Below are 15,033 nucleotides of genomic sequence, written 5' to 3' on the forward strand. Positions count from 1 at the left end.
GAGCACGGCTCAGGCGCCGGTGAGCTTGGCGAACTTCGCCTCGTACTTCGACTCCTCGTCGTTGCCGAGCGCGCGGAAGGAGTGCGAGAGCTCGGCCATCCGCGCGTCCGGGACGATGAGCGGGTCGTTGGCCAGCTCCTCGTCGATCTCGGCGAGTTCCGGCTTCACCCCGTCGACCGGGCAGACGTAGCTGATCCACGCGGCCAGCTGCGCGGCGACCGGCGGCTGGTAGTAGTGGTCGATCAGGAGTTCCGCATTGGTCTTGTGCCGGGCCTTGTTCGGGATGAGCAGATTGTCCGAGGACGTGTGGTACCCGCTGTCCGGGATGTGGAACTTGATGTTCGGATTGTCGGCCTGCAGCTGCACCACATCGCCCGCCCAGGCGAGACAGGCCGCGAGGTCGCCCTTGACGAGGTCGCCGGTGTAGTCGTTGCCGGTGAAACGGCGGACCTGGCCCTTGTCGACGCCCTTCTGCAGCCGGGCGATCGCCGCGTCGTAGTCGTCGTCCGAGAAGGACTCGATCTCCTTGCCCATGTCGAGCAGCGTCATGCCGACGGTGTCGCGCATCTCCGTGAGCAGACCGACCTTGCCCTTGAGCTTGGGATCGTCGAGCAGCTGCGAGACGGAGGTGACCTCGCGTCCGTCGGTGGCGTCCGTGTTGTACGCGATGACCGTGGCGATGCCCGTCCAGGGGAACGAGTACGCGCGACCCGGGTCCCAGTCCGGGCTGCGGAACTGCTTCGCCAGATTGGCGATCGCGTGCGGGGTGTTGGCGTGGTCGATCTTCTGCACCCAGCCGAAGCGGATGAGCCGGGCGGCCAGCCAGTCGGTGACGTTGATCAGGTCGCGGCCGGTGTCCTGACCGGCCGCGAGCTGCGGCTTGATCTTGCCGAAGAACTCGGTGTTGTCGTTGATGTCCTCGGTGTACTTCACCGAGATCCCGGTGCGCTTCGTGAACGCCTCCAGGGAGGGACGCCGGTTCTCGTCCTCGTCGTCGACGTCCATGTACTCGGTCCAGTTGGAGAAGTTGACGCGCTTCTCCTTCTCCGAATGGTCGTCGGCGGCGACTCCGCCTTCCTGCTGGCCGGCCGCGGGGATGCCGCAGGCGCTGAGCGCCCCGAGACCGCCGACGGTGAGCGCACCCGCGCTCGACGCGCGCAGCAGCGCGCGGCGGGACATCGCGCCCCGGCCGCTGGTCATACTGCGCCGCCAGGCGGCGAGCTGGACGGCGGAGGGGCGGTCGGGCTCGTACTGCTCCATGCGCGTGGTGCCCTTTCGGGAGGATCAATGACGGTGAATGCGGCCGCTGGTCAGGCGGCCCGGTTTCTATCGGTCCCCGAAGATCGTGCGGTGCCAGTCCTTCGCGGCGACCGCGGTGTTGTCGTACATGACGTGCTTGACCTGCGTGTACTCCTCGAAGGAGTAGGCAGACATGTCCTTGCCGAAGCCGGAGGCCTTGTAGCCGCCGTGCGGCATCTCACTGATGATCGGAATGTGGTCGTTGACCCAGACACAGCCCGCCTTGATCTCGCGGGTGGCCCGGTTCGCGCGGAAGACGTCGCGGGTCCAGGCGGAGGCCGCGAGGCCGTACGGGGTGTCGTTGGCGAGCGCGAGGCCCTCGTCGTCGGTGTCGAAGGGCAGCACGACGAGCACCGGGCCGAAGATCTCGGACTGGACGACCTCGCTGTCCTGCGCGGCGTCCGCGATCAGGGTCGGCAGGTAGTACGCGCCGTCGTTCTTGGGCGCCTCGCCGCCGGTGACGATCCGCGCGTAGCCGCGGGCCCGGTCCACGAAGGCGGCCACGCGGTCGCGCTGGGCGTGGCTGATCAGCGGGCCGAGGTCGGTGTCCGCGGCGAAGGGGTCACCGAGGCGCACGGACTCCATGAGCTGCTTCGTGCGCTCCACGAAGGCCTCGTAGAGCGGCCGCTGCACGTACGCGCGGGTCGCGGCGGTGCAGTCCTGGCCGGTGTTGATCAGCGAACCGGCGACCGCGCCGTGGGCGGCGGCCTCCACGTCCGCGTCGTCGAAGACCACGAAGGGGGCCTTGCCGCCGAGCTCCAGGTGGATCCGCTTGACGGTGGCCGTGGCAACCTCGGCGACCCGCTTGCCGACCGCGGTGGAACCGGTGAACGAGGTCATCGCCACGTCGGGGTGGGCGACGAGGTGCTCGCCGGCCTCCCGGCCCGTACCGGTCACGATGTTGATCACGCCGTCCGGGATGCCGGCCGCGGTGGCCGCCTCCGCGAACAGGAGCGAGGTTAGCGGGGTGAGCTCGGCGGGCTTCAGGACGATCGTGTTGCCCGCGGCGACGGCCGGAAGGATCTTCCAGGCCGCCATCTGCAGCGGGTAGTTCCAGGGCGCGATGGAGCCGACGACACCGATGGGCTCCCTGCGGACGTACGAGGTGTGGTCCCCGCTGTACTCGCCGGCGCTCTGGCCCTGGAGGTGACGGGCGGCGCCCGCGAAGAAGGCGGCGTTGTCGACCGAACCCGGCACGTCGAACTCGCGGCTCAGCTTGATCGGCTTGCCGCACTGCAGGGACTCGGCCTGCGCGAACTCCTCGGCGCGCTCGCCGAGCACGGCGGCGAAGGCGTGCAGCGCGTCGGAGCGCTCGCCGGGCGTCAGGCCCGACCAGACGGGGAAGGCCGCCTTGGCCGCGGCAACCGCGGCGTCCACGTCCTCGGGGCCGGCCAGCTCGTACGTATAGACCTCGTCACCGGTGGCGGGGTCGATGACGCTGTGGGTGCGGCCCGAAGTGCCGGGACACAGACGGCCGTTGATGTACTGCGCGCCGGCCGCGAGGCGCTGCTGCGCGGGGAAGTGCATCTCTGTAGCTCCAGCTTTCCGTAGCTCCAGCTCGATTTGAGTGCCGATCCTGACAGAGGAAGGACCTCTCGCCAAGGGATTCCGTTGTTTCCATTTGATTACTCGACGGAATCTGTGGACCAGGGTGTCGAGTGCCTGGGGAAATAGGGGGACGGAGTGTCAGTGGCGGCTGACAGACTCGCGTGCATGGGGATCGAGACGGCGGAATCCAGGATCGACACGCTGGCCAGGGAGGTTGCCCGCGGCGTCAACCTGAAGTTCCTGCACTTCTGGGGGCATACACCACCGGGGGACGGCGCGGTGGGCAAGCACGTGCTCAGCCAGTGGTGGCCGGCGCCGTTCGTGGTCGACGGGGTGCGGTATGCGACGGCGGAGCACTGGATGATGGCGGCGAAGGCCCGGCTGTTCGGGGACGCGGAGGCGGAGCGGAAGGCGCTGGCCGCCGCCTCCCCCGCGGCCGCGAAGAAGGCCGGGCGGCTCGTCCGCGGGTTCGACGAGGCCGTGTGGGAGCGCGAGCGCTTCCGGATCGTCGTCGAGGGAAGCGTGCACAAGTTCGCGGGGGACCCGGACCTGCGCACATACCTGCTGCGGACGGGCGAGCGGGTCCTGGTCGAGGCCAGCCCGATGGACCGGATATGGGGCATCGGGCTGGCGGCGACCGACCAGCGGGCGGGCGATCCCGGCCGGTGGCGCGGACTGAACCTGCTGGGGTTCGCGCTGATGGAAGCGAGGGAGCGGCTGCGGGGGTGAGGCTCAGCGGGTGAGCGACGCCGCGGGGTCGAGAGGCGCCGCGGCGTGGGTTCCCGCGGACCTGAAGCTGTACTCGTACGGGTAGGGATCGTCGTCGTACGACTCTTCGGCCACGATCACGATCAGGAACAGCACCGCCGCCGCCGCACCGACGATGCCGCAGATGAGACCGGCGAGCGCCTGGCCGCCGTTGTTCGCCTCGCCCTTCTTCGCCTTGCCGCGGCCGATCGCGCCGAAGATGATCGCGAGCACGCCCAGGATGATCGCCACGGGCCACAGACAGAACAGCACCGCGGAGATGATCCCGAGCACCAGGGCGGCCGTGCCCATGCCGTTGCTTGGGGGCAGCGGCATATGGGGCCAGCCGTAACCGGACTGCATTCCGTACGCGTACGGGGCGCCGGGCTGGGACCCGTATCCGGGGTAGCCGAAGCCGGGGCCGGGCCCTTCGGGACCGATGGGCGGAGGCGGTACGGCACCGTGGGACGCCTGAGCACCAGACACCGGGGCAGCGGGCGCCGGGCCCCCGGGCACCGGAGCGCCGGGCGCCGGGTACGGGGCGAAGGGGTTCGGGCCACCCGGCTGCTGCCAAGGGCCCGCGCCGTGGACCGGCAACTGGGGCGCGGCGGCATCCGGGGCCGAGGCGGCGGCACCCTCGGCCGGCGGGGCCCAGATGTCGGGTTCGAGACGGAACCGGGGGTCCGGGGCGGCCGGTGTGTCCTTGTCCAGGGAGACCGCCGGGTCCTTGGCCAGGGAGACTTCGGTGTCCTTGCCCTGCGGCACCGCGGACTCGTGCGCCGGACCGGAATCGGCACCGTCACTCGCCCCCGCACCGGAATCGGCACCGGCACTCGTGCCCACACCGGGATCGGCACCGACAGCCGCACCCGCATCAGCACCGGCGCCCACGCCGACACCCGCACCGGCGGTCTCCGCGGTCGCGTCGACCAGCGTCGCCCCGTCGTGACTCCCGGGCGGCAGCGCACCGGCCCCGATGGTCTCGTCCTCGGAGCCCGGCGCGGCACCGGCATCCACCGGCGGCACAGGCGTTCCCGCCTCTGGGCCGCCGGACTGCGCGGGCGCCGCGTCCGCGGGTTCCGGCACGGCGCGGGCCGGGTCCGGGACCGTCGGCTCGGCAGGCGGCGGCGCCCACGGATCCCGCTGCTCCCGCCCACCAGGCCTCTGGTCTGCATGCTCCGGCATCGCCGCTCCCCCGCTCCCCTACAAGTTCCACGCGTCCCGATCCACGCGTCCCGACATGCTACGGGCAGCTCCCGGCGCGGTTTCCGCGGCCTGCGCGCGGGGACGTACACACCCCGTGCATACGATGCTCGGCAGGCACCGTATCCGCACCGCATCCGGAGGACCCGTGACCATGACGGACCTGCACCCCTTCATCGCCGGTCTGCCCAAGGCCGAACTGCATGTGCACCATGTGGGTTCCGCCTCGCCCCGGATCGTCGCGGACCTCGCCGCCCGCCACCCCGACTCGAAGGTCCCCACGGACCCCGAGGCGCTCGCGGACTTCTTCACCTTCACGGACTTCGCCCACTTCATCGAGGTCTACCTCGCGGTCGTCGACCTGGTCCGCACCCCCGAGGACGTCCGCGACCTCACCTTCGAGGTGGCCCGCGACATGGCCCGTCAGCACATCCGCTACGCGGAGCTGACCATCACCCCGTACAGCTCGGTGAAGCGCGGCATCGACGCGCGGGCCTTCATGGAAGCGATCGAGGACGCCCGCAAGGCGGCCGAATCGGAGTTCGGCACAGTGCTCCGCTGGTGCTTCGACATCCCCGGCGAGGCGGGGCTGGAGGCCGCCGAGGTGACCGCTCAGCTGGCGACCGACGACATGCTGCGCCCCGAGGGCCTCGTATCCTTCGGCCTCGGCGGGCCCGAGATCGGGGTGCCGCGCCCGCAGTTCAAGCCGTACTTCGACCGGGCGATCGCAGCGGGCCTGCACTCCGTCCCGCACGCGGGCGAGACCACAGGACCGCAGACGGTCTGGGACGCCCTCAACGATCTGGGTGCCGAGCGCATCGGCCACGGCACGAGCTCCGCCCAGGACCCGGCGCTGCTCACGCACCTGGCCGAACACGGCATTCCGCTGGAGGTCTGCCCGACCTCGAACATCGCCACGCGCGCGGTGGCCACGCTCGACGAACACCCCCTCAAGCAGATGGTGGCGGCCGGTGTGACCGTCACGATCAACTCGGACGACCCGCCGATGTTCGGCACGGACCTCAACTCGGAGTACGCGGTGGCGGCACGGCTCCTCGGCCTCGACGAGCAGGGGCTCGCGGACCTGGCGAAGGCCGCGGTGCATGCCTCGTTCCTGGACGCGGCGGGCAAGGAGCGGATCACCGGGGAGATCGACGCCTACGCGCGGCAGTGGCTCGCACGTTGACCACGCCCCGAGGGAGTGTGGGCCGGGCTCCGACGGCCGCCCCGTAGGGGGTCAACCCTCAGAACTCCCGTGCGTGGAGCCGGTGTCGCCCCAGGGACGGCCCAGGGGCGGCACCCTCCGCAGCGATGATCCACAACGGCCGCGTGCTCAGCAGGATGGGACTCGTCCACCACGGACGTGCACGGAACCGGATGTGTGCGACCGGGCGGGCACCAACTCGTCCCAGCCAACGGCCTCTTGGAGTTCCCAGCATGCGTGCTGCCCTGCGTACGACCCTCGCCGCCGCCCTCGTCCTCGGCCTCGCCGGCGGTACGGCGGTCGCCGCACCCGCTTTCGCCGACGACCGCCCCTCGACCTCCACCTCCTCTTCCGCCTCCTCTTCCGCCTCCACGGAGCACCGTGCCACGCCGGATGTCGAGGCGCTGGAGAAGGCCATCGCGGGTCTGCCCGACGCGCAGGCGACCGCGGCCGTCGTCCGCGTGGGCGGCAAGGGCCACTGGCGGGGCCTCGCGGGCGTCAGCGATCTGGAGACCGGCGCGCCCGCCCGTGACGACGTCCGCTTCCGCGCAGGTTCCACCACGAAGATCGTGACGGCGGCGCTCACGCTGCGGCTCGTCGCGGACGGCGAACTCGACCTGGACGGCACGGTCCAGGAGTATCTGCCGGGCCTTCTCCCCGCCGACCGCTTCGAGCCCATCACCGTACGACAGCTGCTCAACTACACCAGCGGCCTCAAGCCGGGCGCCTCCCTCGGCAGCACCGGCGAGGAACTCTTCGAGAACCGCTTCAAAACGCTGACGCCCCAGGAGGTCGTCGCGGCATCCGTCGCGGCGGGACCGCTGCACGCACCGGGCGCGGCCCAGCGCTATTCCAACATCCACTACACCGTGCTCGGCCTGATCATCGAGCAGGTCACGGGTGACAGTTACGCCCACCAGGCGTCGCAGCGGATCTTCGAACCGCTCGGCATGCGCGACACGTACTTCCCGGGCTCCGACCCGCGGATCCTCGGCCCGCACCACCGCGGCTACCAGGAGATGAACGGCGAACTCGTCGACGTCACCGAGTGGAACGTGACCGACCGCTTCGCGGCCGGTGACATGATCTCCTCCACCCGGGACCTCGAGCGCTTCCTGAACGCCCTGTTCCGCGGCCGGGTGGTACCGCAGCCGCAGCTGCGGGAGATGTTCACCGTGCCCGAGGTGGACGACATCGAGACCGGCGCCCCGGCGACCAGGGCGGCCGGCCTCGAACGCTTCGAGGTGAACGGCGAGGTGATCTGGGGCAAGACCGGCGCCCGCCCCGGCTTCCACACGGTGATGGCCGCGACCCGCGACCTCTCCCGCACCCTCGTCTACTCGGTCAACGCCACCGACGCCCACCACGACGGCGGCCCGCTGGCGATGCGTTTCGCGTTCCCGGCGTTCAACCGGTAGGTGCGGGTACGACAGCGGCCTCCGCCAACGCTTCGAGCCGCTTGATCTTCCGCCACACCACGTACAGCGGAATCGCCCCGAACACCCCGAAGGCCATGTCGATCACCGACCACCAGAAGGGGATGCCGCGGATCGGCCCGCAGATCAGGGCGAGCGGAATGATCCCGGCACAGGCGATCATGCCGAACTCGATCACCCAGATATTGCGCACCGGATCACGGTAGGGCCCGTAGAACGCCACGGCGATGACGAGGTGTGCGAAGGCCAGCCAGTCGGTGCCGTAGAGCAGGAAGGGGTAGTCCGCATCGGCCGCGTCGAGTCCGGTGCGGACGCGTTCGACCCACTCCACGAGCTGCGGCAGGTGGTCACCGGCGTTCAGCCAGTGCAACAGATCCTCGGCCCACCGCAGTTCGTGGACGAGCGGGAAGGCCGTGACCCCGCTGAGCACCAGACAGACGACGAACAGCACCAACCACGCGCGAATGCCCTTGAGCAGGGCGGCTCTGTCGCTCATGCCAGGAGACTACTCGCCTCTTTGAACGCGTTCAAAAGCCGGGGGTCCTCCACAAGCTCCGCACGAACGGCCATTCCCGAAGAGTTCTTCGCGAAGATGTCTTTGCGAAGAACTCTTTGCGGTCTACGCTGACCGCATGGCTGACGACACAGCGCCCAGCGCGCACCCTGAGCACACGGACCGCCTCCCCGCCTCCGCCCCCACCCCCACCCCCACCCCCGCTTCCGATGACACGGCGTTCCTCGACGCCAAGGGCCTGCGGGCCCTTGCCCATCCCGTACGGGTGCAACTGGTAGGGCTGCTGCGGAAGTTCGGGCCGTCCACGGCGACCCGGCTCGCCGAGCGCCTCGGAGTGAACTCCGGGTCGGCCAGCTACCACCTGCGCCAGCTCGACGCGGCCGGCTTCGTCGAGGAGGACACCGGGCGCGGAAACGCACGCGAACGCTGGTGGCGTGCGGTGCACCGGATGACCGACCTCAGCGACCGCGAGGTGATCGACCAGAACCCCGAGGCAGCGCTCGCGTATCTGCAGTCCGTGGCCTCCACGTACGCCATGCGCACCCAGCAGGCCCTCAGCGAGTTGCAAACCCTGCCCGAGGCCTGGCGGGGCACCTTCGACATGAGCGACCGGGCGCTGCGGCTCACCCCCGCCGAGGCCCGCAGGCTGCGCCAGGAGATGGCGGACCTCCTGGACCGCTACCGGTGGGACACCCCGGAAGCGGCGGCGAGCGCCCCCGAAGGCGCCGAACGGATCGGTGTCATCACCCAGATGCTGCCCGAGCTGGACACTTCGGACAGCGACTCCGGGACGGACCAGTCATGAGGCGGGACATCCCGGCCGCTGTTGACGTCGGGGGCACAGGAAGCCGCGCGGAAGCCGCCGGAGGGGGCGGCACGGAGGGCTTAACCGGGCGGCCGTTCGGGCAGCGGAGCCTGCGGCCGCTGGTCGGCGTCCTCGCCGCGATGGCCATGGCGCTGACCGGGACGCGTATCTCGGTCGTGGCCCTGCCCTGGTTCGTGCTCGTCACGACCGGCAGCGCGACACAGACCGGCCTCGTCGTCTTCTGCGAGATGACGCCGTACGTGGTGGTGAAGGCACTCACCGGTCCCCTCGTGGACCGGATCGGGCCACGAACCGTCTCCTGGGCCGCCGACGTGGCGAGCGCCACGGCCGCGGCCGTGGTGCCGCTGCTTCACCTGCTCGGCCTGCTGTCCTTCCCGGTGCTCCTCGCCCTGGTCGCGGTGATCGGTGCGGCGCGCGGCCCGGGGGATCTGGCCAAGGAGGTCATGGTGCCCGAGGCCGCCGAACGCGGCGCAGTCCGGCTCGAACGGGCCACCGGGGTGTCCGGGGTGATCGAAAGGCTGGCCGCCACGGCCGGTCCGGCGGTCGGCGGTTCGCTCGTGGCGCTACTCGGGCCGATGGCGGGGCTGAGCGTCAACGCGGCCTGTTTCGCGCTCGGTTCAGTGATCATCGGGCTTGCACTGCCGCGCGGGATGGGGCTCGCGGTGCCGCCGGAGAGAGAGCCGACGGGCGCCGGGGCGGCGGCGAGCGGCGCGGGAGCGGGGGGAGCACCGGGAGCACGGGGAGCACGGGGAGCGTGTGCATCGCGGGAAGTGGGTGAATCGAGCGATGGCCCCGGCTACTGGCAGCGGTTCGGCGAGGGCTTTGCCTTTCTGCGCCGCGAGCCGCTGCTCCTCTCCCTCACCGTCATGGTGGGCATCACCAATCTGCTCGACGCGGCGGTCTCCATGGTGCTCATCCCCGTATGGGCGAACGCATCCGGCGGAGGGCCCGAGGCCATCGGTCTGCTCGGCAGTGCGATGGGTGCGGGGGCGGTGGCCGGGAGTCTGATCGCCACGGCCGTCGCGCACCGGCTGCGGCGCAGGGCGACGGTGCTGACCGGGTTCCTGCTGTGCGGGGCGCCGCGCTTCCTGGTCCTCGGCGTCGATCTGCCGCTCGGTGCGGTGATCGCCGTGTTCGTGCTCAGCGGGTTCGGGGCCGGGTTCGTCAATCCGGTCCTCGCCGCGATCCTCTTCGAGCGCGTACCACGCCGCCTGCTCGGCCGCGTCAACGCGCTCGGCGATGCACTCGCCTGGTCCGGCATCCCCCTCGGCGCCCTCCTCGCCGGCGCGGCGGTCGCGGGGGCGGGGCTCACCCCGGTCCTGCTCACCGGCGCAGTCGCCTACTTCCTCACGACGAACCTGGCCGGACTGGCCCACCCCGCCCGCGTATGGGCCCGGCAACGCCAGAGGCGGCCCCGCACATCAGCGGGGCCGCCTCGCGACAACGGGGCACTCAGCCCAGCGAGGTCATCACGTGCTTGATCCGCGTGTAGTCGTCGAATCCGTACGACGAGAGGTCCTTGCCGTAGCCGGACTTCTTGAAGCCGCCGTGGGGCATCTCGGCGACCAGCGGGATGTGGGTGTTGATCCACACACAGCCGAAGTCGAGCACCTTGGACATGCGCATCGCCCGCGCGTGGTCCTTGGTCCACACCGAGGAGGCCAGCGCGTACTCCACGCCGTTGGCGTACTCGACGGCCTGCTCCTCGGAGGAGAAGGACTGGACGGTGATGACAGGACCGAACACCTCGTGCTGGACGATCTCGTCGTCCTGCTTGAGGCCGGAGACGACGGTCGGCGCGTAGAAGTAGCCCTTCTCGCCGACCTGGTGGCCACCGGCCTCGACGCGCGCGTGCGCCGGGAGCCGGTCGATGAAGCCGGAGACCTGGGCAAGCTGGTTGGGGTTGTTCAGCGGCCCGTAGAGGACGTCCTCGTCGTCCGGCATTCCGGTCTTCGTGTCGGCCGCCGCCTTGGCGAGGGCGGTCACGAACTCGTCGTGGATGGACTCGTGCACGAGCACGCGGGTCGCGGCGGTGCAGTCCTGGCCCGCGTTGAAGAAGCCGGCGACGGAGATCTCCTCGACGGCCTTCGCGATGTCGGTGTCCTCGAAGACGACGACGGGCGCCTTGCCGCCGAGCTCCAGGTGGACGCGCTTGAGGTCCTTGGCGGCGGTCTCGGCGACCTGCATACCGGCGCGCACCGAGCCGGTGATGGAGGCCATGGCGGGCGTCTTGTGCTCGACCATCATGCGGCCGGTGTCACGGTCGCCGGTGACGACGTTGAAGACCCCCTTGGGCACGATCGAGCCGATGATCTCGGCCATCAGGACGGTCGAGGCGGGGGTGGTGTCCGAGGGCTTGAGGACGACGGTGTTGCCCGCGGCGAGCGCCGGGGCGAACTTCCAGACGCCCATCATCATCGGGTAGTTCCACGGCGCGACCTGCGCGCAGACACCGATCGGCTCACGGCGCACCATCGAGGTCAGTCCGTCCATGTACTCGCCGGACGCGCGGCCTTCCAGCATCCGGGCCGCGCCCGCGAAGAAGCGGATCTGGTCGACCATCGGCGGGATTTCCTCTTCGCGGGTGAGCCCGATGGGCTTGCCCGTGTTCTCCACCTCGGCCGCGATGAGGTCCTCGGCCCGCTCCTCGAAGGCGTCCGCGATCTTGAGCAGGTACTTCTGGCGCTCGCCGGGTACGAGGTCGCGCCAGGCGGGGAACGCGGCGGCAGCCGCCTCCATCGCGGCGTCGACGTCGGCCTGGCCCGAGAGCGGCGCGGTCGCGTACGCCTCGCCCGTCGCCGGGTTCACCACCTCGGTGGTGCGGCCGTCGGCCGCCTCCCGGAATTCGCCGTTGATGTAGTTCCGCAGACGACGCAGTTCGGTGCTCACTGCCCGGCCTCCTGTTGTGGTGCTTCCCTTGGGCGTACGTACGTCCGTACGTGGTCAGTGGCCGTGGCCGCCCGGTCCGCTCGCGTCCGGTGCCCGGCCTGTCCAGTACGTGAGACCCCACACTAGTCCGAGCGCCGACGCTTTCGACATACCGCTCAGGTCACAACTACGGAATCCGCGCTTCAAGAAGTCCTGGACAACGAATTTCATCGCTCTGGGCTTGCGAGAGTGACGACCTCTCCTGCACAGTGGGCTCGTGGCCAGTCGCAGCGCAGACAACAGTGGCAAGACTCCCGGCAGCGTCGACGCCGTCTCCTTGGCGATCATCGAGCAGCTCCAGGAGGACGGCAGGCGTCCGTACGCCGCCATCGGCAAGGCCGTGGGCCTGTCCGAGGCGGCCGTGCGCCAACGGGTGCAGAAACTGCTCGACCAGGGCGTGATGCAGATCGTCGCCGTCACCGACCCGCTCACCGTGGGCTTCCGGCGGCAGGCGATGCTCGGCATCAACGTCGACGGAGAGCTCGACCCGGTCGCCGACGCGCTGACGGCCATGGACGAAGTCGAGTACGTGGTGCTCACCGCGGGGTCCTTCGACCTGCTCGCGGAGGTCGTCTGCGAGGACGACGACCATCTGCTCGACGTCATCAGCAAGAGGATCCGCACCCTGCCCGGCGTGCGGTCCACCGAGAGCTTCGTCTACCTGAAGCTCAAGAAGCAGACCTATCAATGGGGATCCCGATAACCATGGGCAAGGACCTCTCCCAGACCGCCTACGACCACCTGTGGATGCACTTCACCAGGATGTCGTCGTACGAGAACGCCCCCGTGCCGACCATCGTCCGCGGTGAAGGCACCTACATCTACGACGACAAGGGCAAGCGCTACCTCGACGGCCTCGCCGGCCTGTTCGTGGTCAACGCGGGCCACGGCCGCGTCGAGCTCGCCGAGACCGCCTACAAGCAGGCGCAGGAGCTCGCCTTCTTCCCGGTCTGGTCGTACGCCCACCCCAAGGCCGTCGAGCTCGCGGAGCGCCTCGCGCACCACGCGCCCGGCGACCTGAACAAGGTCTTCTTCACCACCGGCGGCGGCGAGGCCGTCGAGACCGCGTGGAAGCTCGCCAAGCAGTACTGGAAGCTGCGCGGACAGCACACCAAGTACAAGGTCATCTCGCGTGCGGTCGCCTACCACGGCACCCCGCAGGGCGCCCTGTCCATCACCGGACTCCCCGCCCTGAAGGCCCCGTTCGAGCCGCTGGTGCCCGGCGCGCACAAGGTGCCGAACACCAACATCTACCGCGCCCCGATCCACGGCGACGACCCCGAGGCCTTCGGCCGCTGGGCCGCCGACCAGATCGAGCAGCAGATCCTCTTCGAGGGCCCCGAGACCGTCGCGGCCGTCTTCCTGGAGCCGGTGCAGAACGCCGGCGGCTGCTTCCCGCCGCCGCCCGGCTACTTCCAGCGCGTGCGCGAGATCTGCGACCAGTACGACGTGCTGCTCGTCTCGGACGAGGTCATCTGCGCCTTCGGCCGCCTGGGCACGATGTTCGCCTGCGACAAGTTCGGCTACGTACCGGACATGATCACCTGCGCGAAGGGCATGACCTCGGGCTACTCCCCGATCGGCGCCTGCATCATCTCCGACCGCATCGCCGAGCCGTTCTACCAGGGCGACAACACTTTCCTGCACGGCTACACCTTCGGTGGCCACCCGGTCTCCGCGGCCGTCGGCCTCGCCAACCTCGACATCTTCGAGAAGGAGAAGCTGAACCAGCACGTCCTCGACAACGAGGGCGCCTTCCGGGCCACCCTGGAGAAGCTGCACGACCTGCCGATCGTCGGCGACGTCCGCGGCAACGGCTTCTTCTACGGCATCGAGCTGGTCAAGGACAAGGCCACCAAGGAGACCTTCACGGAGGAGGAGACGGAGCGCGTCCTGTACGGCTTCCTCTCCAAGGCCCTCTACGACAACGGCCTCTACTGCCGCGCCGACGACCGCGGCGACCCGGTCGTCCAGCTCGCGCCGCCGCTGGTCGCCGACCAGTCGACCTTCGACGAGATCGAGCAGATCCTGCGCACCGTACTGACGGAGGCGTGGACCAAGCTGTAGTCCCCCTGCCGCAAGTCTGCCGCACACCGGCCCGGGTGCCCCGTTCGAGTGAGAACGCGGCTGCCCGGGCCACGTGTTGTCCGCACTGCCCCGGTTCGTCCCTACGGTGCGTGTGACCTGTCGGCCGCAGTCCTCGTTCGCCCTTACGCGGTACGGGACTTGCCCCACGGTCGCCGTCAGCTCACCGCCGTACCCGACAGAACCGAGGTGTTACGTCATGGTGGCCCCGCCGGACAACAACGTGCTCTGGGCGCATGCCCTGCACGTCTCGCACAATGGCTCACCCGCCCTCACGGGTGTCTCCGTCGAGGCGCGCGAGAGCGAGATCCTCGCCGTCAGCGGACCGCGCGGCAGCGGCAAGACGAGTCTGCTGCACTGCCTGTCCGGCCAACTCCTGCCGCAGCGGGGCGAGGTGTGGTTCAACTCCACGCCCGTGCACACCATGAGCCCCCTCGTACGGGAGCGGCTGCGGCGTGAGCGTTTCGGGTGGATCGGGCCCGAGCCCGACCTCGTGGCCGAACTCACCGCGTGGGAAAACGTTGCGCTGCCGCTGCTGCTGCGCGGCGAACCGCACCGGGCGGCGCGCCGGGCCGCGGCGGATTGGATGGAACGGCTCGACATCGGGGCCTGCGCGGGTGCGCGGCCGCATGCGCTGCTGCAGTCCGAGCGGCAGCGAGTCGCGATCGCCCGCGCCCTGGTCACCGGGCCGACGGTGCTCTTCGCGGACGAGCCGACCGCGCCGCTGCACCGCGCCGAGAGCGCGCACGTCCTGCGCACGCTGACGACGGCGGCGCGCTCGCACGGGTTCACGGTGGTTCTCGCCACCTTCGACCCCGAGGTGGCGGCGATCGCGGACCGTACGGTACGGCTGCTGGACGGCCGCCGGGTCAACTCGGCGCGGGTGCCCGGGCCTTCGGCCGCCGCGGAACCGCTGACTGCGCCGGTGCCGGTGCCGGTGCCGCAGCCCGCGAAGGCCGCTGCCGCCGCACCGGCCGCGCACTCCGCTGCCTCACCGGCCACCCCTCCCCCGGCCGCGCACCCCGCCGCGGTACCGGCCGCCGATGCCCCTGCTTCTGCCACCGCCGCCGTACCGGCCGCCACTGCCCCCGCTTCCGCCACCGCCCCCGTACCGGCCGCCACTGCCCCCGCTTCCGCCACCGCCGCCGTACCGGCCACCTCGCGCACCGCCGCGCACCCCGCCGCGCCCCCGGCCACGCACCCGGCCACGCACCCCGCCGCCCCGCCCGACGAGCCCGCGGGC

At 70.5% G+C, this 15,033-nt stretch carries 12 protein-coding genes and 1 pseudogene; 8 read left to right on the top strand and 5 right to left on the bottom strand.

The window, feature by feature from the left end:
* Nucleotides 1-9 precede the first annotated feature (9 nt).
* Complete coding sequence (locus tag ACLF6P_RS17890) at nt 10-1,260, bottom strand: ABC transporter substrate-binding protein (RefSeq protein ID WP_415951429.1); 1,251 nt, start codon at nt 1,258-1,260, stop codon at nt 10-12.
* A gap of 66 nt (nt 1,261-1,326) precedes the next feature.
* Nucleotides 1,327-2,826: a gamma-aminobutyraldehyde dehydrogenase gene (locus ACLF6P_RS17895; RefSeq protein WP_415951430.1), complete on the bottom strand. Its 1,500-nt coding sequence runs from the start codon at nt 2,824-2,826 to the stop codon at nt 1,327-1,329.
* A 186-nt stretch (nt 2,827-3,012) separates the two neighbouring features.
* Between ACLF6P_RS17895 and ACLF6P_RS17900 the strand changes: the two genes are divergently transcribed.
* Entirely contained in the window at nt 3,013-3,576 is a 564-nt protein-coding gene (locus ACLF6P_RS17900; RefSeq protein ID WP_415951432.1) for an NADAR family protein, read from the top strand.
* 3 nt (nt 3,577-3,579) lie between these two features.
* Here ACLF6P_RS17900 and ACLF6P_RS17905 read toward each other — a convergent pair whose 3' ends face one another.
* Nucleotides 3,580-4,779 carry a DUF4190 domain-containing protein gene (locus tag ACLF6P_RS17905; protein ID WP_415951433.1) on the bottom strand — a complete coding sequence of 400 codons (1,200 nt, stop codon included), beginning with the start codon at nt 4,777-4,779 and terminating at the stop codon, nt 3,580-3,582.
* Nucleotides 4,780-4,834: 55 nt separating this feature from the next.
* On the opposite strand from ACLF6P_RS17905, the gene ACLF6P_RS17910 reads away from it, so the two are divergent.
* Together ACLF6P_RS17910 and ACLF6P_RS17915 are read left to right on the top strand one after the other, a co-directional pair.
* Nucleotides 4,835-5,983 carry an adenosine deaminase gene (locus tag ACLF6P_RS17910; protein WP_415951434.1) on the top strand — a complete coding sequence of 383 codons (1,149 nt, stop codon included), beginning with the start codon at nt 4,835-4,837 and terminating at the stop codon, nt 5,981-5,983.
* 251 nt (nt 5,984-6,234) lie between these two features.
* Nucleotides 6,235-7,419 (top strand): serine hydrolase domain-containing protein, encoded by a 1,185-nt coding sequence (locus ACLF6P_RS17915; protein ID WP_415951436.1) that lies wholly within the window; start codon nt 6,235-6,237, stop codon nt 7,417-7,419.
* On the opposite strand, the gene ACLF6P_RS17920 is transcribed toward ACLF6P_RS17915, so the two are convergent.
* The gene (locus ACLF6P_RS17920; RefSeq protein WP_415951438.1) at nt 7,409-7,933 is read right to left on the bottom strand and encodes a hypothetical protein; all 525 of its coding nucleotides are present in this window, start codon (nt 7,931-7,933) and stop codon (nt 7,409-7,411) included. The two genes, ACLF6P_RS17915 and ACLF6P_RS17920, sit on opposite strands and share 11 nt — an antisense overlap.
* A 136-nt stretch (nt 7,934-8,069) precedes the next feature.
* Here ACLF6P_RS17920 and ACLF6P_RS17925 point away from each other — a divergent pair, with 136 nt between their 5' ends.
* A complete protein-coding gene (locus ACLF6P_RS17925; RefSeq protein ID WP_415951440.1) occupies nt 8,070-8,756 on the top strand; it encodes an ArsR/SmtB family transcription factor in 687 nt (228 codons plus the stop codon).
* Nucleotides 8,753-10,258, top strand: coding sequence for an MFS transporter (locus ACLF6P_RS17930; RefSeq protein ID WP_415951441.1), 1,506 nt, complete (start codon nt 8,753-8,755; stop codon nt 10,256-10,258). The genes ACLF6P_RS17925 and ACLF6P_RS17930 overlap by 4 nt, the downstream gene beginning before the upstream one ends.
* On the opposite strand, the gene ACLF6P_RS17935 is transcribed toward ACLF6P_RS17930, so the two are convergent.
* Complete coding sequence (locus tag ACLF6P_RS17935; protein WP_415951443.1) at nt 10,230-11,666, bottom strand: gamma-aminobutyraldehyde dehydrogenase; 1,437 nt, start codon at nt 11,664-11,666, stop codon at nt 10,230-10,232. The two genes, ACLF6P_RS17930 and ACLF6P_RS17935, sit on opposite strands and share 29 nt — an antisense overlap.
* Before the next feature lie 241 nt (nt 11,667-11,907).
* Between ACLF6P_RS17935 and ACLF6P_RS17940 the strand changes: the two genes are divergently transcribed.
* The 3 genes and pseudogenes from ACLF6P_RS17940 to ACLF6P_RS17950 form a co-directional block, all read left to right on the top strand.
* Nucleotides 11,908-12,408, top strand: coding sequence for an Lrp/AsnC family transcriptional regulator (locus ACLF6P_RS17940; RefSeq protein ID WP_415951555.1), 501 nt, complete (start codon nt 11,908-11,910; stop codon nt 12,406-12,408).
* On the top strand, nt 12,393-13,772 hold the full coding sequence (locus ACLF6P_RS17945; protein ID WP_415951444.1) for an aspartate aminotransferase family protein: 1,380 nt from the start codon (nt 12,393-12,395) through the stop codon (nt 13,770-13,772). The genes ACLF6P_RS17940 and ACLF6P_RS17945 overlap by 16 nt, the downstream gene beginning before the upstream one ends.
* Nucleotides 13,773-13,989: 217 nt before the next feature.
* Nucleotides 13,990-14,688 (top strand): annotated as a pseudogene (locus ACLF6P_RS17950) (ABC transporter ATP-binding protein); the annotation flags it as partial.
* Nucleotides 14,689-15,033 lie beyond the last annotated feature (345 nt).

The sequence above is a fragment of the Streptomyces lothianensis genome (genome assembly GCF_047779955.1).
Classification (GTDB): Bacteria; Actinomycetota; Actinomycetes; order Streptomycetales; family Streptomycetaceae; genus Streptomyces.